This window comes from Streptomyces sp. NPDC003943 (genome assembly GCF_053605265.1).
The window spans coordinates 1-24,306 of record NZ_JBSGIW010000025.1; the positions used below are offsets into that span (position 1 = coordinate 1).

At 72.2% G+C, this 24,306-nt stretch carries 24 protein-coding genes and 2 pseudogenes; 10 read left to right on the top strand and 16 right to left on the bottom strand.

All coding sequences use genetic code 11. The features are described 5' to 3' along the window. Positions 1 to 136: 136 nt before the first annotated feature. Positions 137 to 883 (bottom strand): IclR family transcriptional regulator, encoded by a 747-nt coding sequence (locus tag ACWEV0_RS13335; RefSeq protein ID WP_453149308.1) that lies wholly within the window; start codon positions 881 to 883, stop codon positions 137 to 139. Positions 884 to 985: 102 nt separating this feature from the next. On the opposite strand from ACWEV0_RS13335, the pseudogene ACWEV0_RS13340 reads away from it, so the two are divergent. After that, positions 986 to 1,189: pseudogene (locus tag ACWEV0_RS13340) on the top strand (serine dehydratase beta chain); the annotation flags it as partial. 132 nt (positions 1,190 to 1,321) lie between these two features. Here the strand turns inward: ACWEV0_RS13340 and ACWEV0_RS13345 are convergent. The 3 genes from ACWEV0_RS13345 to ACWEV0_RS13355 all read right to left on the bottom strand — a co-directional run bounded on the left by ACWEV0_RS13345 (position 1,322) and on the right by ACWEV0_RS13355 (position 2,689). After that, entirely contained in the window at positions 1,322 to 1,627 is a 306-nt protein-coding gene (locus ACWEV0_RS13345) for a putative quinol monooxygenase (RefSeq protein WP_453149196.1), read from the bottom strand. Positions 1,628 to 1,788: 161 nt separating this feature from the next. Next, positions 1,789 to 1,917, bottom strand: a complete 129-nt coding sequence (locus ACWEV0_RS13350; protein ID WP_453149198.1) for a hypothetical protein — start codon at positions 1,915 to 1,917, stop codon at positions 1,789 to 1,791. Between the two features lie 76 nt (positions 1,918 to 1,993). Next, the gene (locus ACWEV0_RS13355) at positions 1,994 to 2,689 is read right to left on the bottom strand and encodes a hypothetical protein (RefSeq protein ID WP_453149200.1); all 696 of its coding nucleotides are present in this window, start codon (positions 2,687 to 2,689) and stop codon (positions 1,994 to 1,996) included. Positions 2,690 to 2,835: 146 nt separating this feature from the next. Here ACWEV0_RS13355 and ACWEV0_RS13360 point away from each other — a divergent pair, with 146 nt between their 5' ends. From ACWEV0_RS13360 to ACWEV0_RS13370, 3 genes are all read left to right on the top strand, one after another. After that, positions 2,836 to 3,510, top strand: a complete 675-nt coding sequence (locus ACWEV0_RS13360) for a hypothetical protein (RefSeq protein ID WP_453149202.1) — start codon at positions 2,836 to 2,838, stop codon at positions 3,508 to 3,510. A gap of 22 nt (positions 3,511 to 3,532) precedes the next feature. Then, a complete protein-coding gene (locus ACWEV0_RS13365; RefSeq protein ID WP_453149204.1) occupies positions 3,533 to 4,186 on the top strand; it encodes a hypothetical protein in 654 nt (217 codons plus the stop codon). 66 nt (positions 4,187 to 4,252) lie between these two features. Continuing rightward, on the top strand, positions 4,253 to 5,137 hold the full coding sequence (locus ACWEV0_RS13370) for a 2-oxo acid dehydrogenase subunit E2 (RefSeq protein WP_453149206.1): 885 nt from the start codon (positions 4,253 to 4,255) through the stop codon (positions 5,135 to 5,137). Between the two features lie 132 nt (positions 5,138 to 5,269). Here the strand turns inward: ACWEV0_RS13370 and ACWEV0_RS13375 are convergent, their stop codons facing one another. The 9 genes and pseudogenes from ACWEV0_RS13375 to ACWEV0_RS13415 all read right to left on the bottom strand — a co-directional run bounded on the left by ACWEV0_RS13375 (position 5,270) and on the right by ACWEV0_RS13415 (position 12,888). Next, a complete protein-coding gene (locus tag ACWEV0_RS13375; RefSeq protein WP_453149208.1) occupies positions 5,270 to 7,042 on the bottom strand; it encodes an ABC transporter ATP-binding protein in 1,773 nt (590 codons plus the stop codon). Between the two features lie 4 nt (positions 7,043 to 7,046). Next, the gene (locus ACWEV0_RS13380) at positions 7,047 to 7,391 is read right to left on the bottom strand and encodes a lasso peptide biosynthesis B2 protein (RefSeq protein WP_453149210.1); all 345 of its coding nucleotides are present in this window, start codon (positions 7,389 to 7,391) and stop codon (positions 7,047 to 7,049) included. Positions 7,392 to 7,510: 119 nt separating this feature from the next. Then, positions 7,511 to 7,768 carry a lasso peptide biosynthesis PqqD family chaperone gene (locus tag ACWEV0_RS13385; RefSeq protein ID WP_453149212.1) on the bottom strand — a complete coding sequence of 86 codons (258 nt, stop codon included), beginning with the start codon at positions 7,766 to 7,768 and terminating at the stop codon, positions 7,511 to 7,513. 5 nt (positions 7,769 to 7,773) lie between these two features. After that, on the bottom strand, positions 7,774 to 9,645 hold the full coding sequence (locus ACWEV0_RS13390; protein WP_453149214.1) for a lasso peptide isopeptide bond-forming cyclase: 1,872 nt from the start codon (positions 9,643 to 9,645) through the stop codon (positions 7,774 to 7,776). Positions 9,646 to 9,757: 112 nt separating this feature from the next. Continuing rightward, the gene (locus tag ACWEV0_RS13395; RefSeq protein WP_158688462.1) at positions 9,758 to 9,865 is read right to left on the bottom strand and encodes a keywimysin-related RiPP; all 108 of its coding nucleotides are present in this window, start codon (positions 9,863 to 9,865) and stop codon (positions 9,758 to 9,760) included. Between the two features lie 364 nt (positions 9,866 to 10,229). Then, complete coding sequence (locus tag ACWEV0_RS13400) at positions 10,230 to 11,039, bottom strand: hypothetical protein (RefSeq protein WP_453149216.1); 810 nt, start codon at positions 11,037 to 11,039, stop codon at positions 10,230 to 10,232. Between the two features lie 169 nt (positions 11,040 to 11,208). After that, positions 11,209 to 11,451, bottom strand: a pseudogene (locus tag ACWEV0_RS13405) (PAS domain-containing protein); the annotation flags it as partial. Continuing rightward, complete coding sequence (locus tag ACWEV0_RS13410) at positions 11,360 to 11,812, bottom strand: PAS domain-containing protein (RefSeq protein ID WP_453149310.1); 453 nt, start codon at positions 11,810 to 11,812, stop codon at positions 11,360 to 11,362. The gene ACWEV0_RS13410 and the pseudogene ACWEV0_RS13405, both read right to left, overlap by 92 nt. Positions 11,813 to 12,252: 440 nt before the next feature. Continuing rightward, complete coding sequence (locus ACWEV0_RS13415) at positions 12,253 to 12,888, bottom strand: TetR/AcrR family transcriptional regulator (protein WP_453149218.1); 636 nt, start codon at positions 12,886 to 12,888, stop codon at positions 12,253 to 12,255. Positions 12,889 to 13,022: 134 nt separating this feature from the next. Here ACWEV0_RS13415 and ACWEV0_RS13420 point away from each other — a divergent pair, with 134 nt between their 5' ends. Genes ACWEV0_RS13420 through ACWEV0_RS13440 form a run of 5 tightly spaced genes read left to right on the top strand, consistent with a single transcriptional unit; the run spans position 13,023 to position 19,173 of the window. After that, entirely contained in the window at positions 13,023 to 14,177 is a 1,155-nt protein-coding gene (locus tag ACWEV0_RS13420) for a VOC family protein (protein WP_453149220.1), read from the top strand. A 32-nt stretch (positions 14,178 to 14,209) separates the two neighbouring features. After that, complete coding sequence (locus tag ACWEV0_RS13425) at positions 14,210 to 15,148, top strand: fumarylacetoacetate hydrolase family protein (protein WP_453149222.1); 939 nt, start codon at positions 14,210 to 14,212, stop codon at positions 15,146 to 15,148. A gap of 19 nt (positions 15,149 to 15,167) precedes the next feature. Beyond that, a complete protein-coding gene (gene mhpA / locus ACWEV0_RS13430; RefSeq protein WP_453149224.1) occupies positions 15,168 to 16,784 on the top strand; it encodes a bifunctional 3-(3-hydroxy-phenyl)propionate/3-hydroxycinnamic acid hydroxylase MhpA in 1,617 nt (538 codons plus the stop codon). After that, entirely contained in the window at positions 16,781 to 18,754 is a 1,974-nt protein-coding gene (locus ACWEV0_RS13435) for an acetoacetate--CoA ligase (RefSeq protein WP_453149226.1), read from the top strand. The genes mhpA and ACWEV0_RS13435 overlap by 4 nt, the downstream gene beginning before the upstream one ends. After that, complete coding sequence (locus tag ACWEV0_RS13440) at positions 18,751 to 19,173, top strand: DoxX family protein (RefSeq protein WP_453149228.1); 423 nt, start codon at positions 18,751 to 18,753, stop codon at positions 19,171 to 19,173. The genes ACWEV0_RS13435 and ACWEV0_RS13440 overlap by 4 nt, the downstream gene beginning before the upstream one ends. Here ACWEV0_RS13440 and ACWEV0_RS13445 read toward each other — a convergent pair. From ACWEV0_RS13445 to ACWEV0_RS13455, 3 genes are all read right to left on the bottom strand, one after another. After that, positions 19,148 to 21,271, bottom strand: a complete 2,124-nt coding sequence (locus ACWEV0_RS13445) for a xanthine dehydrogenase family protein molybdopterin-binding subunit (protein ID WP_453149230.1) — start codon at positions 21,269 to 21,271, stop codon at positions 19,148 to 19,150. The genes ACWEV0_RS13440 and ACWEV0_RS13445 overlap by 26 nt on opposite strands. A gap of 141 nt (positions 21,272 to 21,412) precedes the next feature. Beyond that, entirely contained in the window at positions 21,413 to 22,414 is a 1,002-nt protein-coding gene (locus tag ACWEV0_RS13450) for an FAD binding domain-containing protein (RefSeq protein ID WP_453149232.1), read from the bottom strand. Further along, positions 22,411 to 22,944 carry a 2Fe-2S iron-sulfur cluster-binding protein gene (locus ACWEV0_RS13455; RefSeq protein ID WP_453149233.1) on the bottom strand — a complete coding sequence of 178 codons (534 nt, stop codon included), beginning with the start codon at positions 22,942 to 22,944 and terminating at the stop codon, positions 22,411 to 22,413. The genes ACWEV0_RS13450 and ACWEV0_RS13455 overlap by 4 nt, the downstream gene beginning before the upstream one ends. A gap of 602 nt (positions 22,945 to 23,546) precedes the next feature. Between ACWEV0_RS13455 and ACWEV0_RS13460 the strand changes: the two genes are divergently transcribed. Next, on the top strand, positions 23,547 to 24,290 hold the full coding sequence (locus tag ACWEV0_RS13460) for an aspartate/glutamate racemase family protein (protein ID WP_453149235.1): 744 nt from the start codon (positions 23,547 to 23,549) through the stop codon (positions 24,288 to 24,290). Positions 24,291 to 24,306: the final 16 nt, after the last annotated feature.

The following is a 24,306-nucleotide window of genomic DNA, read 5'->3' on the forward strand; positions in this document are numbered from 1 at the left end:
CTACTTCCCGGGTCTCCCTGCCGTTTGGCCACCTGGACGCGGCGGTGTAATTCGTTTGACGGGTGGGTGGGGGCGGCGATGGGCGCCCCCGCACCGGGGATCGTGCCGCCTCCCGGGGCCATGGGGACCGGGAGGCTCAGCCCACGTAGCCCATCCGGTGGCTGATCTCCTCGGCGCCCCGGACCAGCAGGGGTGCGAGCTCGTGGATGCGCTCCTCGGTGAAGCGGTACGCGGGGCCGGAGGCGCTGAGGGCGGCGAGGGTCTCGCCCTGATGGGAACGGATCGGGGCCGCGACGGCGTGCAGCCCGATCTCGAATTCCTCCAGTGTCACCGCGTACCCGCGCTCCCGCGCCTCGGCGAGGTTCTTCTCCAGCTTGGTCCTGGCGGTCAGGGTGTGCGGCGTCAGCTTCCGCAGCCTGGACGCCGCGAGCACGTCGGCGCGCTCCCTCGTCGGCAGATGGGCGAGCAGGATCTTGCCGCTGGACGTCGCGTGCACCGGGGTGAGCTGCCCGACCCAGTTGTGCGTGCCGACCGCGCCCGGGCCGCGTACCTGGTAGAGGTTGACCGCGTAATGCTCCTGCAGGACGGCGATGTTGACGGTCTCGCCGATCTCCTCGCTGAGTCGCTCGCACACCGGCCGGCCCTGCTGTGTGATGTCGAGACGGCCCGTGACCGCCCCCGCCAGACGTACGATCCCGAAGCCCAGCCGGTACTTGCCCCGCTCGGCCGCCTGCTCGACCAGACCGCGCGCCTCCAGCGCGCCGAGCAGGCGGAACGCGGTCGACTTGTGGACGTCGATCTCGGCGGCGACCTCGCTGACGCCGGCCTCACCGCGCTGGGCGAGGATCTCCAGGACGCTGACGGCACGGTCGACGGACTGCACCCCGTTCACTGCGGGAGCCTGCGTTTCGCCATATGCCGAGTGGTTGCCCATGACGCAACTATAAGCAAGGTCGGATCATCCAGCCCCACAAGGAGCCCCCTCGTGGCCATCTCGGTCTTCGACCTGTTCTCGATCGGCATCGGACCGTCGAGCTCCCACGCGGTGGGCCCGATGCGCGCGGCCCGCATGTTCGCCCGTCGCCTGAAGAACGAGGGCCTGCTCGCGCACGTCGCCACGGTCCGGGCCGAGCTGTACGGCTCGCTCGGCGCGACCGGCCACGGCACCCCTAAGGCCGTGCTGCCCGGTCAAGGTCTTCGGCAGCGCGGGGCACTTACGGCCGTGTCGCCGGTCTTCCCTGTACTTCCGCTTCCGGGCAGACACGTTGGGCTGGTTCGGGGTCCGTCCGACGTGCCGGGCGTGGACCAGTCCGTCTGGTCTTCAGGGGAGTTTGTGGGCGAGGACGTCGAGTTGCTCGACGGAAGGGGGCTGGGCGAACAGTTCTCCGGCTCGTTCCATCAGGGCGCTGCCCAGGCGGCCGGCGAGGTGTGCCTGGCGTGCTTCGTCGTCGGGGAAGGCGTCGAAGATGGCGAAGGTGGACGGACTCAGGCGTACGGCGAACCAGGCCACGGTGTCGGGCTCCTCCTGCACGAGGGCAAGTCCCTCGCGGAGAAAGGCGGCGACCTCTTCCTCCTTGCCGGGCAGGGCCTTGACCTGTACGTGGAGCGCGACGTTGATGTCGGCCATGAGGGGACTCCTTTCCGGTGCTCGGCCGCCCGGGAGCGGCCGGGCACTGCGACGACCGGTTGGCGTCGACCGGGTCTCCTGTTCAGCCGCGTCGATGTCCCTCCGGCGTAGCCCATTTTGACACCTTTTGCAGGCATGGGACCCTTTATGTGTGGGCTACTTCACTCGACGTCGCCCGCCGCGTCCGCCTTGGCCTGAGCGGCTTGCGGCATCCGGTAGAACGTTCCGTCCGTCGCCCACCTGCGGAAACGCGTGTGCAGCGTGGCCCGCGGCCCGTAACGCTCGGGCACGTCCCGGCAGACCGTCCCAACAGATCGTCCCGGCAGACCGTCCCGGTCCGGAACTGGGTCAGGGTGCTGGGGTGTCCTACCGCTGCGCCTGAGAGGCGGATGCCTGGGCCCAGTCGAGTTCGGCGAGCCGCTTGATGTTCGCGAACTGGCGTGTCTGCATGGCCCAGTGCACGGGTGGATAGACGAAGAAGTCCACAGCGGCCCGAAGCCAGCGCGGCCGGGTTGATTGGTATCCGCTCACCACCAGCCGGGTCCGGTCGCCGGACAGCTCCTCCAAGAGGAAGCCCCACAGGCCATGGAAATAGACGCGTGGCAGCGGTCCTGTGGGGTCGAGCTGGCGCCCGCGCAGGTCGCTCAGCCCGCGCAACCCCAGGAAATGTCCCGGCTCCAGCGCCGCCACCTCCCACGCGCTCACTGGGCCCCCCGGTGACCATGCCGTCAGCCGGTCCCCGACGTTGATCTCCTGCCACTCGGGATGAATGCGGTCAGCGCTGGGGCGGCCCCCGTTGTCGAGGCGGTCCCAGGAGTACCAGCCAGCGCGGTCGTAGCCCATCTGCGCCAGCCACGGCCAGACCTGCCGCGGCGGCGCCTCGATCGTTACCGCCATCGTCGCGGCGCGGTCGCCGTTCGGAACGACATCGGCGCCGGGGTATGGCTCTGCCACCTCCTCGTCGGTGGCGCCCCAGCGGACCAGCCGGGGGCGCACGGCGATCGCATAGGCACCCACTACCAGGCACGACAAGGCAGCAAGCGCTCGTGACGGCACCCGCATGCCGTTAATTATTACAGCGCGGTAACGGCGTGGTCCAGCCTCGGGCTTTCGCGAGGGGCGCTGCCCGGTGGTGGTCGAGAAAGCCACCTCCGGTGCGGCGCGGCGGTCCCATGGCGCCACGGAGTCGGATGAGTAACGCTCGAAGTGTGAGCGAACACCTTGCCAGGCTCGGGCCGGCTGCCGTCGCTTCCGCCGCGGCCGCCTTGGCGCTGCACGGACTGATCCTGCGGCCAAGGATGCTGACCTGGGGCGCGACTCGCGACGAGGCTGCACGCTCCTATCCCGGGGACGAGCTCATCCCCGGTGCCGGCAGTAGCTCGACCATGGCCACGACCCTGCCCGCGCCGCCGTCGAAGGTCTGGCCATGGCTGGCCCAGATGGGCTGCGACCGCGGCGGCTGGTACAGCTGGGACCGGCTGGACAACGGTGGACGACCGAGCGCGGATCACATCGTTCCGCAGTGGCAGAGCCTGGAGCGAGGACAGCGGCTTGCCTCGGTGCCCGGCGGCCGCGCCTGGTTCACCGTCGCGATGCTGGTACCGGAACGGACCCTGGTGCTGCGGGACGACACGCGCCTTCCTTCAGGCCGCCCGTTCGACCCATCCCATGGACCCGCGCCCCGTGCGTTCATCAGCTCGGTCTGGGGCTTCCACCTCGAACCGGTCGGCGCGGGCACCCGCCTTGTCGTCCGCACCCTCGGTCGAAGCCGCCCGCGCGTGCTCACCGGTCCGATGGACCTGATGTTCTGGGAACCCGCCCACTTCATCATGCAGACCCGCCAGTTCCACAACCTCCGGGCGCGGCAACGGCGGACCGCGTGACCGCACACCCCGGGAGGCTGTGATGTGCGCCGACTCGACCTTCGAGCCCGCCGGAGGCCCGCTGCTCCTGGACGGCGCGCTGCCCGCGTTCAGGTTCTCCCGAATCGAATGTGTGGCGATCAGTGCGGCGCCGTCCGTCGCCTACGAGGCAGCGCGCGGGCTGGACCTGCTCACGATTCACTCCCCGCTCCTTGACGCGGCCATGCGCGTGCGCGGGTTGCCCGACCGGCTGCGCCGCCGGCCCATGCCGACCCCGCCCTCCATGCGGGTGGCCGACCTGTTCGACACCGGCGGAGAAGCCTGGGAGGACCAGCCCTGGGTGGCACTGGGCGAGCGTCCAGGCCGTGAACTCGTCTTCGGGGCGGTCGGGAAGCCGTGGCAGCCCTCGATCGAGTGGCGGCGGGTCGAACCGGAGCACTTCACGTCATTCGACGAGGCCGGCTGGGCGAAGATCGCGGCCGCCTTCGTGGTCCATCCGTACGGTGCCCAGCGGTCCCTGCTCACCTACGAGGCACGCACCGCCTGCACCGACCCGGAATCCACCGCGCGCTTCGCCCGCTACTGGACGCTCGTCTCCGCAGGGGTCGGCGTCGTTCTGCGCGGGACGCTCCGCGCGGTCAAGACGGCTGCGGAACAGGGACCCCGGCCCACAGGGGCCCAGGACGGTGACGCGTGACGGGACCGCGGCCTGGGCTACAGCTCCGGGAGGTGACGACCGAACCCCACAGCAAGGAGCCGTTCGATGCGACGCAAGCACGGCATGACCCCTGACCGCATCCGCCGGCCGACTACCCCCGCTGCCGCGCACCGGCCACGCGGGGTCGACGTCAGGCCCGTCCCGTCGAGCCGGCGGCTGGTGATCGCGGCCGTGCGGGCCGGCCGACACATGGCGGCCATGCACAGCCTCGTCGATCTGGACGTCACGACGGCGCGGAACCTGCTCAGGCGGTCCACGGAACCGGCGTCGTTCACTGCGTTCATCGTGGCGTCCGTCGCACGCGCAGCAGCGGCACACCCGCAGGTGCACGCCTACCGGAACTGGCGCGGCCGACTGGTCCGGCACCGTCATGTCGACGTGAACACGCTCGTGGAGGTCACGACACCGCAAGGCCTCTTCACTCTCCCGCATGTACTGCACGATGCCGACATCCGCGATGTACAGGACCTCACGGCAGAACTGCGCGCCGCCAAGCGCGACTACGCCACCACGGACACGGGGCGTCTCCTTGACCGCTTCGGCACCACCATGACCCGCCTCCCCGGCCTCGTGCCGACGATGTACGCAGTGCTGGCCAGGTCCGTCCGGCTCCGCCAACTGACCGGGACGGTCGCGGTCACAGCAGTGGGAATGTTCGGCGCCGGCGGCGGGTTCGGCATTGCCCCGCCGAGTCTGATGCCCCTCCAGGTAGTCATCGGTGGTGCGACCCAGCGCCCCCGTGCCGTGGACGAACGGATCGAGGTCCGTGACGTGCTCGACCTGACGATCACCTTCGACCACAACGTGATCGACGGCGCCCCCGCCGCCCGGTTCGTCGCGGAGCTGCGCCACATCATCGAGAACGCCGAGGTGATCCGTGCACCCGCCGTCGGCACGAGCGATGGACACACGACTGGTACGGCTGAGTAGGGTCAACGGCCCAACCGGAGCCCCAGAACCACACGTGGACGGCGAAGGCCGCGGGGGCTTGGCCATGGGCCAGGGTTCACGGGAGGAAGTCCGGCGATACAAGCCGGGGTGCCGGGTCCCGGACCGTGCCGCTCACCGGCTGTTCAGCAGCTGGGTGGTGGCCAGTTCGCGGTAGAGGGCGTCCGCTTCGAGGAGTTCGGCGTGAGTGCCCACCGCCCGTACGTGGCCGGCCTCCATCACGACGATGCGGTCGGCCGTGGTGACCGTGGACAGGCGGTGGGCGACGACGAGGACGGTGATGCGACCGGCGATGTCGGTGATGGTGTCGCGCAGTGCCGCCTCGTTGGCCGCGTCGAGCTGCGAGGTGGCTTCGTCCAGCAGCAGCAGTCTCGGGCGGCGCAGCAGGGCCCGGGCGATCGCGACGCGCTGGCGCTCACCGCCCGAGAGTCTGCTGCCGCGGTGGCCGACTTCGGTGTCGAGGCCACGGGGCAGGCGGTCCGTCACCCCGTCGAGACGCACAAGGCGCAGGGCGTGGCGGAGTTCTTCCTCCGTGGCGTCGACGGCGCCCAGCGTCAGGTTCTCGCGCAGGGTGCCGGCGAGGACGGGTGCGTCCTGTTCTACGTATCCGATGGCTGCGCGGAGCTCCGCCAGGGGCCACTGGCGCACGTCCTTCCCGTCCAGCAGTACCTGGCCGGCGTCCGGGTCGTAGAAGCGTTCGATGAGAGAGAAGACCGTGGTCTTGCCCGTGCCGGACGGCCCGACGAACGCGGTCAGGCCTCCGCCGGGAACGGTGAAGGAGACACGGTGGTGGACCTGGGGAAGCCCGGGGCGGTAGGCGAAGCGGACATCGCGGAAGGCCACACGGGCGGGCAGCGGATCCGCTTTCGGCCGACTCGCACCTCCTTCTCCTCCGTGTTGCTCGTCCTCGGCCTCCGCGGCCCGCTCGGCCTGCAGCTTCTCGGCCTCCAGGTTCTCGACCTCCCGGATCCGGGCGGCGGCGGCGGAACCGATCTGGAACTGGCCGACGCCTTCCACCAGCTGGCCGATCCGGGGCGCGAGCGCGAAGAGGTAGAGGAGAAAGGCGACCAGAGTGGAGACGTCGACGGCGCCGGAGGTGACGCGCGCGCCCCCCACTCCCAGCACGACCAGGAAGCAGACCTGCACGACGACCGCCGACAGGGTCGCGGACACCGCTTCCCAGGCGGCGGCGCGGACACCGGTACGCCGGGCGTGCTCGGCCGCCCGGTACAGCGCTCCCGCCTCCTGCTGTTCGGCACCCGACGCCTTGATCGTACGGAAGGCGCCCAGGGCTCGCTCCAGCGCGGCGCCCATGCGGCCGACCGCCTCCTGCGTATGCCGGGTCGCGCGGCCGATCCGCGGGGCCACGACAGCGACGACGATGCCGATGAACGCGATCACGCCGAGCGTGACGCCGAGCAGCACGGCGTCGAGCAGGCCCATCATGACCACCGTCGCCAGGGTGGTCAGTGTGCCGGTGACCGCGGCCGACACCGCCTGAGGAGCGCTCTGCCTCAGCAGCGCCGTGTCCGAGGTGACGCGGGAGATCAGATCCCCCGGTTCGGTGCGCTCCACCACCGGTACGCGCAGCGCCAGCAGACGGTCGATCAGCCGGCGCCGGGCGGCGCAGACGATGGACTCCGCGGACCGGTCCAGCACGTAGTGCCCGAGGCCGGCGAGGATCCCTCCCGCCGCCAACAGCACGCTGAGAGCGATCACCGAGCCGTACGCCGGACCTCCTCGGCCCATGTCGTCCATCACCTGCTTGGCCGCCATGGGCTGGGCCAGGCCCATCACGCTGCCGAGCAGACCCAACAGGACACCCGCCGTCATACGGCCGCGCTGCGGTCGGAGGTGCCCGATGAGGGCGAGCGACGCAGTGGTCACGGGCTCACTCCACCGCGAAGAAGCGCTGGAAGTATCCGGCCGGCGTGCCCTCGCCGACGGGTTCTCCCTCGGCTTCCACCCAGGCGTGCGCGGCGAACGGCGGGCGGGTGCGCACCCCCACGCACCAGGTGGGCCACTGGCCGTGACAGCGACACAGCAGCACCGTGGCCAGGGACCGCGGCAAACACCCCTTGTGCCCGCCTGCGGCCAGGCTCACGGCGAGCACCGTCTCCCGGGCCGCTTCCGCCTCGGCCAGCGTCGCGGGCCGGGCTCCGCGGCGGAGCCGAGCCAGGACGGCCCGGATCCGCTGGGGCGGCAGGGTGGCCAGCACGTGGGCGCAGCCGATCACTATGCGCGCCTTGAGACGGCGGGCGGGAGGGACGGAGCGAGGGCGATAGGGAACAGCTTCCGGCGTCGACATCTGTGTATCCCTTCTCTCGGCGGTCGGCGGTCGGCGGCCGAGGCGGGCTACAGCGTGATGAGCCCGGCGGAGCGGAGGTCTTCGACGATGCTCACGACGTCCTGTGCGGCCACTTCGGTGTCCACGCCCTCGTACCGTTCTACGAGGGCCGCCGCCGCCCGCTCGGTGCCGTGGCCGTCCAGGAGCTCACGGAGCACGACGGCCGCCGCGGGGTTGAGAGTCCAGTACTCGGCGCTCTTCTGATCGAGCAGGGCCATGCCGTACTCGGTCTCGGTCAGCAGCACTCCGGGCTTCAACGTGCACATCGGCTTCACCTTTCCCGTTCCGTCAGGGGTCGCGTCCAGGACGGTGTCGTCTCCCGGGAGCGCAGCCATACTTCGCAGGCCACGGTCGGGTGCAGCAGGTAGCTCTCCGTCTCGGCCGACAGGGCCCGGCGGCACCACTCGCGCAGGACCTCCACGTCGACGAGGCCCAGCCGGGCGAGACGCGACTCCTCGCACAGCGCCAGCAGGCGGGCGCGGTGCCGGCGGAGCCCCGCCTCCTCCTCGAAGGTGGCGTTGGCCTTGGTGCCGCGGGTGCGGCTGGCCTCGGGGACGATGCCGCGCATGGCTTCGACGATCAGCGGCTTGTACCGCCAGGGAGTGATCCGCTCCTGCGGCCGGATGGCAAGGGCGGCCTCGATCACCCGGTCGTCGTAGTAGGGGGCCGCCACCGTGATGCCCAGCGGGGCGGCCATCTGGCCGATGTGCCGGGTCCACTGGGAGATGCCGTCCATCGCGGCCATCTCCCGGTGCTCGCCGTGCCCGCGGCCGCGGGGCTCGGCTTCGGGGAGGTGCGCGCGGAGCAGCTCGCGTACCGCCTCCACGGCCTCGGGCGTGGCCCAGCCCGGCATGCGCGGCGGCGCCGACCAGTCGAGCAGCGGTTCGTCCGCCGGGGCCGGGGGCGCGTCGAGGTCGCGGGCGACCCTGCCGAGCCAGGCGCGATAGGAGCGGCGGTCCAGGAGCTGGCGCAGCACGCGCCACCGGGACCACTGGTACTTCGCGGTGTATCCGCGCAGATCCCGCAGCGCGGTGAGGGGATGCGTGCCCATCAGCGCGTGCAGGCGGGCGGGCGCTCCGGCGAGGAGTTCGTCGCCCCCCAGGCCGGTCAGGTGCAGCCGCGATCCGCGGGCTGCCGCCAGGGCGATGATGTGCATGCGACGGTTGCGGTCGACCGTGAGGATGCTGGGGGTGTCCAGGAGGTCGTCGAGGGTGTCGATCCCGTCGAACGTCATGGCCAGGTCGGACGCGGGGACGATGTGGTGCTCGATCGTCCCCAGTGCCTCCGTGGTCCGGCGGGCCCAGTACACGTCGTCGCCGAGTTCGTCGTGGATGGCGGCGGTGTACGCCGCGATCTTCGCGTCCCCGCGGGCGGCGGCGCAGCACACGGCGGTGGAGTCGAGCCCGCCCAGGTCGGCCGTCACCAGCTCGCGCCCGCGCGTGCGCGTGGCCACGGCGGCGGTCAGCGCCTCCCGGAAGCGCCCGGCGCCCTCGGCCAGGGGCAGGTGCGGCTCGGGGGGCGACCACCAGCGGGTCTCCTCGGCCCGTCCGTCGGAGTCGAGCGTCAGGTGGTGGCCGCCGGGCAGGGCGTGTACGCCCTTCCACATCGGGGAGCCGGACAGCGGGTGCGGCACGCCCAGCGTGAGCAGTTCGAGGGCGAGCCTGCGTTCGTCGAGTTCGGCGCCGACCAGTTCGGCGAGTACGTCGGCCCGGTCGGAGGCCAGGCTGACGCGGCCGGCCTCCGGGAGGGTGGCACTGGTGAAGAACACCCGCCTCATGCCGACGACGCCGCCCTGGACCCGGACCCGTCCGCCGCGGCTGACCACGAGGTGGAGGCTGCCCGTCCAGGTGGCACAGATGCGGTCGAGCGCCGACAGGGACGTGTCGGCGGCTGCGGCTGCGCGTCGGGCCGCTTCGGCGGTGACGGAGTGTTCGCCGAGCACGGCGATGCGGGTCCCTCGGCACTCGCCCACCACCATGCTCGAGGGTGCCCAGCGCCCCACCAGCCAGAGGCGCCCTGACGGGTGGCGCAGACCCTGGGCGGCGTGGGCGAGTGCTTTGGTGGCGACAGCGGCGGCCGCGTCGGTGTCGGGCAGGACGGCGAACCAGGTGGGCAGGGCATGGAGTGACAGCGAGTCTTCCACGGCTACGGCCTTCGGTCGGCGATGTACGGGAAGCAGGGTGGCCGGGTGGCGGCTGGAGGCCGCCACCCGGTGGCCCCGGCCGCCGGTTCAGCGGGCGGCACGGGGACTCGCGTCAGAGGAGCTGCTTGCCGCCGAGGACGTCCTTGGGCCCGGTGTTCTTGATCCCGGTCACCTTGCGGAAGCTGCCGGCCTTGGTCAGGGTGGGACGCTCGTACGTCATGGTCGAACTCCTTTTCGCTTCGGGGGGATTGGGCGTGCACGCGCATGCGGCGGTTTTCCGATCCGGAGACCGGTCATTCCGCTTAACCACGCTACGTAGGGCGACCGGACCACCACAATGGCGTGTCCGGCCCGCGCGCAGCACACCCGCGGCGCGCGATTCGCCGTGCGCGCCCCGAACGATTCCGCCCGCCTTCGCATGCGCGGGGAACCCGACCGCGTGCGCAACGCCCCCCTACGCGCGGGTGACGTCGACGGCTTCGTCGCCGTAGTCCCATGGCGCGCGGTAGGACTTGCTGCCGTGCAGGCGGCTGACAAGAAGGGCGAGCACGACGTCACCCCGCACCTGCACCCCGCACACACCCTCACACCGGACGATCCTGCGCTCTCCCACGTCGTCCCGGAACTGCGCGACGCCTTCGCCTCCGGTCGACGTCGGGTGGTTGCTCGGGATTCGGGCGCCCAGGGATCCCCGTATGCCTGGTGCGCTGACGTGGCTGCCGATCGTGGGCGGCTCGCGGGTCTGGCGATGGCGGCCACCGAGCGGGCCGCGTCGCTTGCGGTTCGCGGCCGGGTCGGAGGGCTTCCGGCTCGCCGGCCGGGGCCCCTTGGACGAGCGGGCTGCGCTGCAGGGTCAGCGCGGTCGTGCGTTCGCGCGAGTACCGGCGGGCGTTGTCGATGGCGACGGCGGCTTTGGCGGTCATCTCCTCGGCGAGGATCAGGTCGTCGGCGGTGAAGGCCTCGGGCCGGTCGAGGCGGGAGAAGGCGACGACGGCGAGCAGCGCGCCGCGGGCCCGGAGCGGCACGGTGATCCGGCCGGTCAGCCCGTCCGCGGCGATGGCCCCTTCGATCAACGGGTTGCCCGCTGGCCAGTGGGCCGGGTCGGCGGCGAGCCCGGGCCCGAAGGCCCATTCGCCGCCCTGGCCGGGCTCAGCGGCGAGCTCGACCGTGGACCTGCCGGTGGCCATGCAGCGGGCGGCGACGGAACCGGGAGTGTGACTGACCGGCGTCGCGGGCCCGGGCGCCCGGTCGGTGCCCTCCTTCGCGCTGCGCTGGGCGGCACGGCTGAGCGCGATGGTCTCGCCGGGGGTGAACACGGACGCGGAGGGCGGTTCCTCCCCGCGCAGCACCTCGTCGAAGAGGTCCACGGTGACGAGGTCGGCGAATCCCGGCACCGGGGGTCGTGGCCAGTTCCTGGGCCGTGCCGATGACGTCGAGTGTCAGGCCGATGCCGCCGCTGGCCTTGTTGAGGATGAGCAGGCGTTGCCGAGCCCAGTACTCGGCGCTCATGTCGAATCCCCAGTTGGCGACCGCGCGGACCTTGCCCTCGGCATCCCGGACGGGCCACATGCTGGTGGCCCAGGCGTTGGCGTAGTTGCTGCCGAGCGGGCGGAAGACGGTGATCAGGCGTGCGGGCTCGCCCGTCCTCGCCACCTCGGAGAGCCGGTCGGTGTATGCCATGTCGTCCAGTTCGGGGAAAAGCTCGCGGTACTTCTCACCGAGCACCTGCTCCTCGGAGTGCGCCATCACTCGGCACGCGGAGGCATTGACCCACAGAAATCGCAGCTCGGGGTCGTAGACGCCCAGAGCGAAGGCACTGCTCGAAGGCCCGGTCGGCGATCACGGGGCGGCGTCCCCACTGCTGGACGGTCACCACGTGGCCCAGCGAACGGCCGTCCGCGCCGCGCAGCGGATGGGCCGTCAGCACGGCGTCCAGCGTGGAACCGTCCCGGTGGCGCAGCGGGACGACTCCCGAGGGGTCGGAGCCGATGCCGAGATTCTCGGGGGAGCCGCGTGGGCGATCGACCAACAGGTCGGTCAGGGGACGCCCCACCGTCTCCTCCGCCGTCCAGCCCAGCAGCAGCCGCCCGCCCTCGCTCCAACCACTCACCATGCCGTCCGGGTCGACCACGGCAGCGGCAGTCGGGGCGTCCTGCTCGGCAGCCATCTCCACGCGCCACGCCTCCGTCCGGACAGCGGTGCTCGCAAGGGCCGGTTTCCAGCGGCTGGTTCCAGCCTAGGTCCGCTCCGTCCGGTGCGCCGACTCGGTCACGGTAGGTACCGAATGGTCAGGAGTGCTGTCCGGTGCCCTCCGCCACGCCGCCGACCTCGGCGGCGCCACATCCTCCACCCGGTTCAGCCTCGTCAGGAAGCCGGAGACGAAGTTGCCGCCCGGGTAGCGGATCGTCGGGGCGGATCGCGTGCCCGGTGCCGCCGACCGTCAAATCGGCGGCGTAGCCGTACAGATGGAGCTGCCACGGGTCCGGCAGTGCCGAGGTGTTCACGGGGCGGTCAGAGCTCCGGTCGAGGCCCGCTTCACCGGCCGCTCGGTCACCTTCCGTCCAAGATCGGCGTCCACCGCGTGGGGGAGCGGACGCCGGGGGTCGGTCAGGCGAGGTCGGGGAGGGGACGCCGGGCGACCTCGTGGGCGTCGTCCGGCGGGACGCCCAGCATGCGCAGGACCATCTCGGCGAGGTTCACCGCGGCGTCGTCGCCGTCCACGTCGGGGCGGGCGAATCGCAGCTCGACCAGGGACAGCAGGCTTCCACCCAGTGCGGACAGGGCCACTGTCGGGTCGACGGCGGTGAAGCGGCCGGAGGCCATGCCGACCTCGACGTCCCGGCGGGCCCGTCGGGTCAGGCCGTTGTCCGAGTGGATGTGGCCCAGGCCGCGGCGGCGCAGCACCTGCATCAGCTCCGGGTGCGACTCGGCCATGCGGGCGCTGAGCCGGAAGCCCGTCGCGACGAGCTCCGCGGGGTCGTCGATGCCGGCCAGGTGCTCGTCGAAGCTCTGGCCGAACTCCTCCAGGGCGTCCTGCACCGCGGCCTCGAACAGTTCCGTCTTGGACTCGAAGTGGTTGTAGAAGGAGCCGAAGCCGACGTCGGCGCGCTCAGCGATCGCCTGGATGCTGGCGCTGGTGTCGCCGTCCTCGGCAAGTATCTGGCGAGCCGCGCGGACGAGAGCCCCGCGGGTCTCGGCGCGACGCCGCTCGAATCGGTTACCGGGCGGGGCTGACGTAGGCATGTCCGGATTCTAACCGCGAGGCGATGACCATCGCAGTCCTGATGAATCCATCATTTCCAGTCCCCAGCACCTTGACGACGGGACTGTCAGACTTGATGATTTCATCATTACGGCAATGTTGCTTGGAGGACACCATGTCCGAAACCCGCGTCGACGCAGTCGGCGTCCCGGACGTCAGGACGGCCCATCAGGACCTCCACAGCGCGCAGGGTGCCCTGCGCGGCGAACACCCCGGGCGGTCCCGCAACCCCGTGATCAAGGTGGCCGACCTGGCCTGGCTGGAGTTCGAGAAGCCCGACCTGGACCGGGCCGAGGTCTTCGCCCGGGACTTCGGCTTCGGCATCGCCGCCCGGAGCGAGAACGAGCTGTGGCTGCGGGGCACCTTCGCCGGCTCACCGTGCATGGTGATCCGGCGCGGCCGGACCTCCCGTTTCATCGGCCCGGCGTTCCGCGCCGCCGAGCGGGCCGACCTGGACCGGCTGGCCCGCGCCACGGGCACGTCCGTACGGGACGCGGACGTGCCCGGCGGCGGCAGGGCGGTCGACCTGCTCGACCCCTCCGGCTTCCCGGTCCGGGTCGTGCACTGCGGGGAGGAACTGCCGGCGCTGCCCGAGCAGCAGCCGCTGCTGCTCAACTTCGGCACCGATCACCGTCGCACGAACGTCGCCCAGCGCGCGCCGCGTGAACCCTCCCGCATCCAGCGTCTGGGGCATGTGGTCCTGGAGACACGGGTGTTCGGGCGCGCCCTCGACTGGTACCTGGACACCCTCGGGATGATCGTCTCCGACTTCCTGTTCCTGGACGGCCAGCGCGGCCGTGGCCCGACGATGGCGTTCATCCGCTGTGACCAGGGCAGCCGGGCCGTTGACCACCACACGCTGGCCATGCACCTGGGCCCGGGCAACGGCTACGTCCACTCCGCCTACCAGGTGACCGACCTCGACTCGATCGCCGCCGGCGGAGAGTACCTGGCCGAGCGCGGCTACCAGCGCAGCTGGGGCATCGGCCGGCACATCCAGGGCAGCCAGCTCTTCGACTACTGGCGCGACCCCGACCGCTTCATGCTGGAGCACTTCGCCGACGGCGACCTGTTCTCCTGCGACCTGGAGCCCGGCTGGGCACCCATGTCGACCAGCGGCCTCGCCCAGTGGGGACCTCCTGCCACCCGTGACTTCCTGGGCGCGAGCCCCTCCCCGCAACGGGTCCGTGACGTCATCGAAGCCCTGCGAGGCGACAACGAGATGGACCCGGCACGCCTGCTGGGCCTGCTCAGAGCCGCCAAGTCCTGAACCCCGACCCATCCCCTAACAAAGGCACTGACATGAGTACGAACGTCCTGCGCACCGCCGACGGATGGTGGGTCCTCCGCGGCGACCGGGCCGTCCCCGTCGACACCAAGGCCGCCACCACCGCCGAGCTGATCGCCGACCGGGCGGCCGTGCGCGAGGCCGCCCTCTCCGGGGAGGCGGGCACGCCCGTCGCCGACCTGGTCGCCCTCTCGCCGGTCACCACACCCTGCCGGGTGGTCGCGCAGATGGTCAACTACCGCAGCCACGCCCGCGACTCGGGCTTCACCGGCGACATCCCGCCCGCCTTCTTCCGCAAGGCGTCCGGGTCGGTGAGCGGCCCGGGCGAGGCGATCGTCCGGCCGTCGCACGTGAAGTTCCTCGACTACGAGATCGAACTCGGGCTCGTCATGGGCGCACCCCTGCCCGTCGGCACCGTGGTCGAGGAGCGTGACCTGCCGTCGTACGTCGCCGGGCTGGTGATCACGAACGACGTCAGCGCCCGTGAGGTGCAGCTGACCAAGACGCAGTTCTACGAGAGCAAGTCGTACCCGACCTTCACACCGACCGGCCCCTTCCTGGCGCTGCTGGAGCCCGAGGACTTCGCCCACCTCCTCGATCTGCGGCTGAAGCTGTCGGTCAACGGCGAGCTGCGCCAGGACCGCACTCTCGCCGACATGATCGTCCGCCCGGCACGGGCGCTGACCCTGCTGGCCCGCTTCCAGACCCTCGACCCCGGCGACCTGCTGCTCACCGGGACCCCCGGCGGCACGGCCCTCAAGGCCCCGCCCAAGGCGGTCGAGAAGATCGGCGCGCTGCTGCCGCCCGCCGTGAAGTGGAAGGCGTTCTTCAAGAGCCAGGCCCGTAACCCGCACTACCTGCACACGGGTGACGTGATCACGGCGACGATCTCGACCCCGGACGGGCGGATCGACCTCGGCGAGCAGCGCACGCCCGTCACGGACACGAAGTAAGACCCGAGGTGAGCCGCACATGACCGACGACCAGGCCGGACCCCGGGGCACCGCACCCGGGCCCGCACAGACAGACCCCGCACCCGTGGTGATCATCGGCGCCGGGCCGGTGGGCGTGACCGCCGCCCTCCTCCTCGCCCGGCGCGGCATCCGCACCGTCATCCTGGAACGCCACCAGGACGTCTACCCGCTCCCGCGTGCCGTCGCCACCGACGACGAGGTGCGCCGCATCCTCCAGGCCGCGGGCGTGGGCGAGGAGTTCGCCGCGATCGCCCGCCCCGCGAACGGCCTTCGGCTGCTGGACGCCCGGCACCGGGTCATGGCCGAGTTCCGGCGCTCCGAGCACGGCCGTCACGGCTACCCGCAGACCAGCATGTTCGACCAGCCTGAGCTGGAGCGACTGCTGCGCGACGCCCTCGCCCGCCGCCCGGAGTGCGAACTGCTGGGCGGTGTCGAGGTCACCGGTGTCGGCCCGGACCCGGCCGGCCCCGTGCGCGTGACCTACCGCGACGAGGACGGTGACCATCATCTGTGGGCCGAGGCGGTCCTCGGCTGCGACGGCGCGGGCAGCCTCACCCGCGAAGCCATCGGCGCCGCATGGGAGGACCTGCGCTTCGAGGAACGCTGGACCGTCATCGACGTCCGCACGAAGGCCGACGTCCGCTGCTGGGAAGGCGTCGACCAGGTCTGCGACCCGCACCGGCCGGCGACGTTCATGCGCGTCGGTGAGGACCGCTACCGCTGGGAGTTCCGGCTGCAAGAAGGCGAGCAACCGGTCCGCGAACTGATCGCCCCGTGGCTGTCGCCCTCGTACGACGGGGACTTCGAAGTCGTACGGGAGACGCAGTACACCTTCCGGGCGCGGGTGGCCGACCGGTGGCGCAGCGGACGGGTCTTCCTCCTCGGTGACGCCGCCCACCTCACCCCGCCGTTCATCGGGCAGGGGCTGTGCGCTGGCCTGCGTGATGCCTACAACCTCACCTGGAAGCTGGCCCGCGTTCTGGGCCAGGGCGGCGACGAGCGGCTGCTGGACACCTACGAGAGCGAGCGCAAGCCGCACGCACGGCATGCGATCCGGCTCGCGGTCGCCATGGGCTGGGCCATGACCGGAGGCCAGGACGGCGCCGCCGCACTGCGCCGCAGGATCCTGGCCGCGGCCTGCCGCATACCCGGACTCACCGCGGCGGCGGGCCGGGACCTCAGCCCGACCCTGACCGCCGGGCCCCTCGTCCGGCGCCGTCTGCGCAGGAGCCTCGTGGGCACCCACTGCCCGCAACCATGGGTGGCGCTCGACGGCCGGCGCAGCCGCCTCGACGAACTGCTCGGCGACAGCTTCACCGTCCTGACCGCCGCCGAACCCTCGCCCTCGCTGCGCGCCCTCGCGCACGGGCTCGGTGTCCCGGCGATCCCCGTGACCGACCTCCGTGACGACGGCACCCTCGCCGCCTGGCTGCGCGCCGGCCGGGCGGACGCCGTCCTGCTGCGCCCCGACCGCGTCGTCATGGACGTCGTCCCGGCCGGGAGGTACGACTTCACGGACACCGCCGGCTGGGCGTCTCTCCTGCACACCACGCGCAGCACCCACCCTTCCCCACGGACCGTGGAGAACAGCCTGCTGAGGAGCGCCACACGATGACCAGGCCGCACCCGGAACCCTTCACGACGCCCGATCCGCAGGCCGTCGCCGACAGCCGCATCATGGACTTCGCCCGCCACGCCGGGCTCGACGGCACCGACTACGCCGCCCTGCACCGCTGGTCGGTCACCGACCTGGAAGGCTTCTGGGGCGCGGTGTGGGACCACTTCGGCATCGACGCGGACTCCCCGTACGAGCAGGTGCTCGCGGAGGAGCGGATGCCGGGCGCCCGCTGGTTCCCCGGCGCCACCCTCAACTACACCCACCACGCCCTGCGCAACCTCGCCGACGACACCGTGGCGATCATCGCCCTCGACGAGACCGGCTCCGGATACGAGGTGACCGGTGGCCGGCTGCGGGCACAGGTGGCCTCCGTCGCCGCCACCCTGCGCGACCTGGGCGTCGGCAAGGGGGACCGGGTCGTCGGCTACCTGCCCAACACGCCGCACGCGATCGTCGCCTTCCTCGCCGCCGCGAGCCTGGGCGCGGTGTGGTCGGTCTGCGGGCAGGACTACGCCCCCAAGGCCGCCGCCGACCGCTTCGCCCAGCTCGAACCCACCGTCCTGATCTCCGCCGACGGCTACCTCTTCAACGGCACCACCCACGACCGCCGCGACGCCACCCTCGAACTGGCCGGCGCGCTGCCGACCTTGAAAGCCACCCTGCTGGTGAACCACGTGGGCCTGCCGTGGCCGCCACAGGCGTACCCGTCGCCGGCGGTGCCGTGGGAGGACGCCTCCACCCGCACCGAGGAACTCACCTGCATACCGGTGCCGTTCGACCACCCGCTGTGGGTCGTGTTCTCCTCGGGCACCACCGGCCTGCCCAAGGGCATCGTCCACGGCCACGGCGGCGTGCTGCTCGAACACCTCAAGACCCTCGGCCTCCACTCCGACCTCGGCCCCGGCGACCGCCTCCTGTGGTACACCACCACCCACTGGATGATGTGGAACCTGGTCGCCTCCACGCTGCTCACCGGCGCCACCACATGCACCTACGACGGCAGCCCGGCGCCCTTCGCCAAGCTCGACATCCTGTGGGAGCTGGCCGCGCGCCACCGGGTGACCGTCTTCGGCACCAGCCCCCAGTACCTGCTGGGCATGGCCAAGTACGGCATCTGCCCGTCCCGGCACGACCTGTCGTCGATCCGCGTAGTCGGCTGCACCGGCTCCACCCTGCCGGCCTCCGCCTACCCCTGGGTCCGCCACCACGTCGGCGACCACGTCCTGCTCGCGTCCACCAGCGGCGGCACGGACGTCGTCTCCGGCTTCGCCGGCAGCGCCCCCAACACACCGGTCTGGGCAGGAGAGTTGTCGGCGCCCCACCTCGGCGTGGCCCTGGCCGCGTACGACGCCGAGGGCGTCCCGATCGTGGACCAGGTGGGGGAGCTGGTCGTCACCCGCCCGATGCCGTCCATGCCGCTGTACTTCTGGAACGACCCCGACGGCACCCGCTACCGCGACGCCTACTTCTCCTCCCACCCCGGCGTGTGGCGGCACGGCGACTGGATCACCGTCACCGGACACGGCTCCGTGATCGTCCACGGCCGCTCCGACAGCACCCTGAACCGCAACGGCGTACGTCTGGGCAGCGCCGACATCCACGACGTCGTCGAACGCCTCCCCGAGATCACCGAGGCCCTCGTCATCGGCGCGGAAGAACCCGACGGCGGCTACTGGATGCCGCTGTTCGTGGTCCTCGCAGCCGGTGTGACCCTGGACGACCCGCTCCGCGAGAAGATCAAGGAGGCGATCCGGGCCGGCGCCTCACCCCGTCACGTCCCCGACGAGATCCTGGAAGTCCCCGGCATCCCGCACACCCGTACCGGCAAGAAGCTCGAAGTCCCCGTCAAGCGCCTCCTTCAGGGCGCCCCGGTCGACCAGGTCGTCAACCCGGCAGCCGTGGACGCCCCCGACCTCATCGACTACTTCGCCCGCCTGGGTGCCGAACGCCGGGGCCTGTCGGCATGACAACCGCGCAGACGACCCTCACCGCCCTCCTGCCCCTGGTCTTCCTTCCACTGGGAGCGGCGAAGATCGCCCCGGTGCCGTTCATGCGCCGGGCGGCAGCGCACCTCGGCATGTCGCCGGGCCTCTACCGCCTCGCCGGCGCCCTGGAAGTGGCTGGAGCGGTCGGGCTGGTACTCGGACCGGCTTTCGCCTCCATCGGGGTGGGCCGGCCCGTACGGGCTCTGCCCGCCGGCGCCTCGCTGGACGAACTGGTCCCGGCGCCCTGCGCGCCATGGGCGAAGAAGGCCATCGGCGACTTTATGGCCCAGGACCTGTTCACCAAGGAGAGCGATGTCGCCGAGACAGTGTGGCGACACGAACGGAGCAACGCGCGATCGACTCTACGGACACACCCTAGGGGGTGGACGCCCGGGCGGTGAGCCGCGGGAGGAGGTGGTCCGGGGTCAGGGGGAGGGCTCGGAGGCGGACGCCGCATGCGTGGTGGACGGCGTTGGCGATCGCCGCCGCCGTGCCGACGATGCCGATCTCCCCGATGCCCTTGCTGCCCATCGGGTTGAGGTGGGGGTCGTGCTCGTCCACCCAGTGTGCCTCGATGTCCGGGACGTCGGCGCAGACAGGGACGTGGTAGGAGGCCAGGTCGTGTTCGCGGAAGTCGCCGAATTCGAGGTCCATGGTGCTGTGTTCGGTGAGCGCCATCCCGAGCCCCATCGTCATGCCGCCGATGAACTGGGAGCGGGCGGTGCGCGCGTTGAGGACCCGGCCCACGGCATAGACGCCGAGCAGCCGGCTCACCCGGACCTCGCCGGTGACGGTGTCGACGCGGACCTCCGCGAAGTGGGCGCCGAAGGCGTGGCGGGCGTACGGGGACGTCCGCCTCGCCTCCTCATCCGTGTCCGCCTCGACCGTGACGCCCTCGGCGGGCAGCGGACGACCGGGGTCGGCGGCCAGAGTCGCGCGCAGCGCGGCACAGGCCTTGTGCACGGCCCAGCCCCAGGACGCGGTCCCGGAGGAGCCGCCGGCGACGGGGGCGTCGGGCAGTCGACTGCTGCCGAGTTCGACGCCTACGGAGTCGAGCGGGGCGCCGAGGGCGTCGGCGGCGATCCGGGCGAGGACGGTCCGCGCCCCGGTGCCGATGTCGGTGGCGTTGACGCGGACGACGAAGCGGCCGCCCGGGGCGGCGTGGGCGGAGGCGCGGGACGGGCTCAGGAGTACGGGGTAGGTGGCGGCGGCGACACCCGTGCCGACCAGCACGTCCCCGTCCCGCCGGACTCCGGGGCGCGGGTCCCGGTCCGCCCAGCGGAACCGGCGCGCGCCGTCCCGCAGGCAGGCGGCGAGGCCCCGGCTGCTGAACGGTTTGCCGCTGTCGGGCTCGGTGTCGGGTTCGTTGCGCAGCCGGAGCTCCACCGGGTCGACGCCGACCGCCTCGGCGAGTTCGTCCATGGCCGCTTCGAGGGCGTACATCCCGGACGCCTCGCCGGGGGCGCGCATCCATGACGGGGTGGGCACGTCCAGGGCGACCACCCGGTGGGTGGTGCGACTGTGAGGAGAGGTGTACATGGTGCGGGCCGGGACGGCGGCCTGTTCGACGAACTCCTTCACCGTGGACGTCTGGGTGACCACGTCGTGGGCGAGGGCCGCGATCGTTCCGTCGGCGGCGGCGCCGATGCGGACGCGCTGGATGGTGGGCGCGCGGTGCCCCACGGTGGCGGCCAGGTCGCGGCGGGGCAGGGCGAGCCGGACGGGCCGGCCGGTGTGCCGGGCGGCCATCGCCGCGAGGACGGCCGGCGGCCGGGGGGTGCCCTTGGAGCCGAAGCCGCCGCCCACGTAGGCGGAGACGACGGTGACCTTCTGCTGGGGCAGCCGGAACAGGCGCGCGAGGACGTCCCGTACGGTCGTCGCGCCCTGGCTGGAGTCGTACACGGTCAGGCCGTCGTCGTCCCACCAGGCTGTGGCGGCGTGCGGTTCCATCGGGTGGTTGTGCAGGGCGCCCATGGTGTAGGTGGCGTCGATGCGGACCGGCGACGCGGCGAAGGCGGTGTCGAAGTCGCCCCGCTCGCGTACGGCGGGGTGGCCGCCGTTGGCCTTCTCGGGCGTGTAGAGACGCGGGTGGTCGGAGCTCAGCCGGACGTCGTGCTCGCTCGGCGCGTAGTCGATCCGCAGCACGTCAGCGGCGGCGCGGGCGTTCTCGGGCGTGTCGGCGACCACGACGGCGACGAACCAGCCCCGGTGGGGGACCCGGTCCTCCTGGAGCAGCGCGAGCGTCGGGTCGTCGGCGTCGCCGAGGCGCGGGGCGTTCTCGTGGGTGAGGACGGCGTGAACGCCGGGGCGCTGCAGGATCTCGTCGGCGTGGACGGCGGTGACCCGCCCGCGGGCGACGGCGGCGGGCACCGGGCAGGCGTGGAGGCAGCCGGGCGGCGTCCGGTCGACGGCGTAGCGGGCCTCGCCCGTCACCTTCGGGAGGGCGTCACGCCTGACGGGCGCCGAAGGCTGCGCGGTCGCGGGTTCACGGCGGGTCATGGCGTGGTGCCTCCTCCGGTCGGCGTACGGCGGGGTGTGCGCGGTCGGACGGTCGGCGGGCAGACGGATGCCGGGCGGGCGGGACGACGCCGGGCAGGACGCCAGGGGGCGTGGCAGACGGGTGCGGGCGCGTCGCGGTCGTCACGGCGCGGCCGCGGCGGCGCGGGACGCGAGGTCACCCAGGAGGCTCACGGCGAGGTTGCGGGCCAGCGGCACCTTGAAGCCGTTGTCGCGGAGGGGCTCGGCGGCGGCGAGTTCGGCGTCGGCGGCCCGCCGGAAGGTCTCGGTGGTGGCCGGCGCGCCCCGCAACACCTCCTCCGCCGCCCGCGCCCGCCAGGGCTTGTGGGCGAGACCGCCGAAAGCGAGGGCGGCGTGCCCCACCCGGCCGTCCTCGACGGTCAGGACGAGGGCTACGGAGGCGAGCGCGAAGGCGTACGAGGCGCGGTCGCGGGCCTTGCGGTAGGCGCTGCGCGCGCCGGGCGGCGGCGCGGGGAGCGCCACGCCCGTGATGAGTTCGCCGGGCTCGACGACGGTGTCCAGGTCCGGGCGGTCGCCGGGCAGCCGGTGGAACGCGGCGACGGGCACCGTCCGCTCGCCGTCCGCCCCGCGCAGCCGGACCTCTGCGTCGAGGGCGGCGAGGGCGACGGCCATGTCCGAGGGGTGCGTGGCGACACAGTGGGTGGAGTGGCCGAGGACCGCGAGGTCCCGGTGGACGCCCTCCCGGGCGGGGCAGCCGGAACCGGGCAGACGCTTGTTGCACGGCGTGGAGGTGTCCTGGAAGTAGGGGCAGCGGGTGCGCTGGAGGAGGTTGCCTCCGGTGGTGGCCGCGTTGCGGAGCTGGGGCGAGGCGCCGGCCAGCAGGGCCTGGGACAGCACGGGGTAGCGGGTGCGCACGTCGGGGTGGGCGGCGACGTCGCTGTTGCGCGCGGTCGCCCCGATCAGCAGGCCGCCGTCGGGGGTCTCCGCGACGCCGTCGAGGGGCAAGGCGCCGAGGTCGACGAGCAGCGGCGGGCCGGTGACGCCCAGCTTCATCAGGTCCACGAGGTTGGTGCCGCCCGCCAGGAAACGGGCGCCGGGGTGGGCCGCGAGGTGCGCGATGGCCTCCTCGGTGCGTTCGGGGCGCACGTACGCGAAGGGCTTCACCGTGCGACCTCCTCGATCGCGGCCACGATGTTCGGGTAGGCGCCGCAGCGGCAGATGTTCCCGCTCATGCGTTCCCGGATCTCGTCCGGGGTGAGGGCGACGGGCTCACCCGGCAGTCGTTCCGGCGGTGTCACGTGCGAGGGTTCGCCGCGCGCCGCCTCGTCCAGCAGGGCCACGGCCGAGCAGATCTGGCCCGGTGTGCAGTAGCCGCACTGAAGGGCGTCCCGGGCGACGAACGCCTTCTGGACCGGATGGAGGCGCTCGCCGTCCGTGAGGCCCTCGACGGTGGTGACGGAACGGCCCGCGCACGCGACGGCGAACAGCAGACAGCTGTTCACGCGCCGGTCGTCGAGGAGGACGGTGCAGGCACCGCACTGCCCGTGGTCGCAGCCCTTCTTGGTGCCGGTGAGGTCGAGGTGGTCGCGCAGCGCGTCAAGGAGGGTCGTGCGGTGGTCCAGGGTGAGCGAGCGGTCCGTTCCGTTGACGCGCAGCGCCACGGTGGACGCGCGCTCCGGCAGGGTCTGGTCCACCGGTTTTCCTCCTCACCTCGGAGTCTTTGCCGACGCGGGCCCGAACGTCCGCCGCGTGGCGGTACGCGGGCGGGCCCGACCGACCGGGTCGCCGCTCGCCACGCCCGCCGACCTGTCCGCACGCGGGTGCGGACTCGTGTCCGTCCGTCGGCGTGTCCATCCGTACGGGCCTGCGTCGACGCTATGCGACGACCGCCTCCCCCGCCTCCCGCGAGCGAAGCGTCCGGCCCTGGGGTGTGTCCGGAAAGTGGACTCCCGCCGGTGGGCCGGGCTTGGACCGGAAATAGACCGGAACAGCTGGGCAGGAGCGGGATACGGGTGGGATGAACCGGGAGTTCCGACGCAAGTCGGCTGCTGCGACGGTGAGGCTGTCGAGAGGCGCCTGGCGGGTAAAAGTCCAGGTCAGGCGCCTCTTTTCGGGTCCCTGGAAGAAGCCGAGCTTCTTCGGCGAGTAGGAGACCAGCAGGTTCTTCTTCCGGCGCCCGGTACCAATCCCGGCCGGGTCTTTTGGCTTCGGCGACGACACCCCGCTGTTCCGATCGGGCGACGATCACGTGGAGACCCCGCGCAGTACGGCGGGAAGAACGGAAAGGCTGACCCGCATGCGTCACGTCACCCGCCCGACCCTCGGCATCCTCGGCGGGATGGGCCCCCTCGCCACGGCCGACTTCTACCGGCGGCTCGTCGAGCGCACCCCGGCGGGATCCGACCAGGCGCATCTGCCCGTCCTCATGTGGGCGGATCCGGGCGTCCCGGACCGGACGGCGGCGCTGCTCGGAGAAGGGCCTTCGCCCGTTCCCGCCCTCGTCGAGGGTGCCCGCTGGCTCCAGCGCGCCGGAGCCAGCTGCATCGCCGTCCCCTGCAACACCGCGCACGCCTACGTCGAGCAGCTGTCCAGGGCTACCGGCGTCGAGGTCCTCGACATGATCAGGGCCGCCCTTGAGGCAGCGGCCCGCCGCACGCCTGGGCTTCAGCGGGTGGGCGTCCTGGCGACCCGGGGGACGCGCCTGACCGGGCTGTACGAGCGGGCCGGCGCCCGGCTCGGGCTCGACGTGGTCCAGGTGTCCGGCCCCGTACAGGAGGAGTACGTGGACGCCGCCATCCGCGCGGTCAAGGGTGGCGCCGACCCGGCCGGGCCCGAACGCTGGATCGCCGCGGCGACCGACAGCCTCAAGGAGCGGGGCGCGCAGGCGGTCGTCGCCGCCTGTACCGAGATACCGCTGATCAGCTCGGCGGCATCCCGTGTGCTGCCGTTGGTCGACTCGACCGACGCCCTCGCCGAAGCCGCCGTCGCCCGCCTCTGGCGACCCACGAGCGCAGTTCGTATCGGCGGACGAACCGGCTGACGTATCCTCGTCCGCA

Excerpts from the sequence above, each read along its gene's own strand:
- ACWEV0_RS13440 (WP_453149228.1), top strand. The coding sequence starts at position 18,751 with ATGACAACCGCGCAGACGACCCTCACCGCCCTCCTGCCCCTGGTCTTC.
- ACWEV0_RS13420 (WP_453149220.1), top strand. The coding sequence starts at position 13,023 with ATGTCCGAAACCCGCGTCGACGCAGTCGGCGTCCCGGACGTCAGGACG.
- ACWEV0_RS13365 (WP_453149204.1), top strand. The coding sequence starts at position 3,533 with ATGTGCGCCGACTCGACCTTCGAGCCCGCCGGAGGCCCGCTGCTCCTG.
- ACWEV0_RS13415 (WP_453149218.1), bottom strand. The coding sequence starts at position 12,888 with ATGCCTACGTCAGCCCCGCCCGGTAACCGATTCGAGCGGCGTCGCGCC.
- ACWEV0_RS13395 (WP_158688462.1), bottom strand. The coding sequence starts at position 9,865 with ATGACGTACGAGCGTCCCACCCTGACCAAGGCCGGCAGCTTCCGCAAG.
- ACWEV0_RS13410 (WP_453149310.1), bottom strand. The coding sequence starts at position 11,812 with ATGGCTGCCGAGCAGGACGCCCCGACTGCCGCTGCCGTGGTCGACCCG.
- ACWEV0_RS13370 (WP_453149206.1), top strand. The coding sequence starts at position 4,253 with ATGCGACGCAAGCACGGCATGACCCCTGACCGCATCCGCCGGCCGACT.
- ACWEV0_RS13345 (WP_453149196.1), bottom strand. The coding sequence starts at position 1,627 with ATGGCCGACATCAACGTCGCGCTCCACGTACAGGTCAAGGCCCTGCCC.
- ACWEV0_RS13355 (WP_453149200.1), bottom strand. The coding sequence starts at position 2,689 with ATGCGGGTGCCGTCACGAGCGCTTGCTGCCTTGTCGTGCCTGGTAGTG.
- ACWEV0_RS13425 (WP_453149222.1), top strand. The coding sequence starts at position 14,210 with ATGAGTACGAACGTCCTGCGCACCGCCGACGGATGGTGGGTCCTCCGC.
- ACWEV0_RS13435 (WP_453149226.1), top strand. The coding sequence starts at position 16,781 with ATGACCAGGCCGCACCCGGAACCCTTCACGACGCCCGATCCGCAGGCC.
- mhpA (WP_453149224.1), top strand. The coding sequence starts at position 15,168 with ATGACCGACGACCAGGCCGGACCCCGGGGCACCGCACCCGGGCCCGCA.
- ACWEV0_RS13460 (WP_453149235.1), top strand. The coding sequence starts at position 23,547 with ATGCGTCACGTCACCCGCCCGACCCTCGGCATCCTCGGCGGGATGGGC.
- ACWEV0_RS13445 (WP_453149230.1), bottom strand. The coding sequence starts at position 21,271 with ATGACCCGCCGTGAACCCGCGACCGCGCAGCCTTCGGCGCCCGTCAGG.
- ACWEV0_RS13385 (WP_453149212.1), bottom strand. The coding sequence starts at position 7,768 with ATGTGCACGTTGAAGCCCGGAGTGCTGCTGACCGAGACCGAGTACGGC.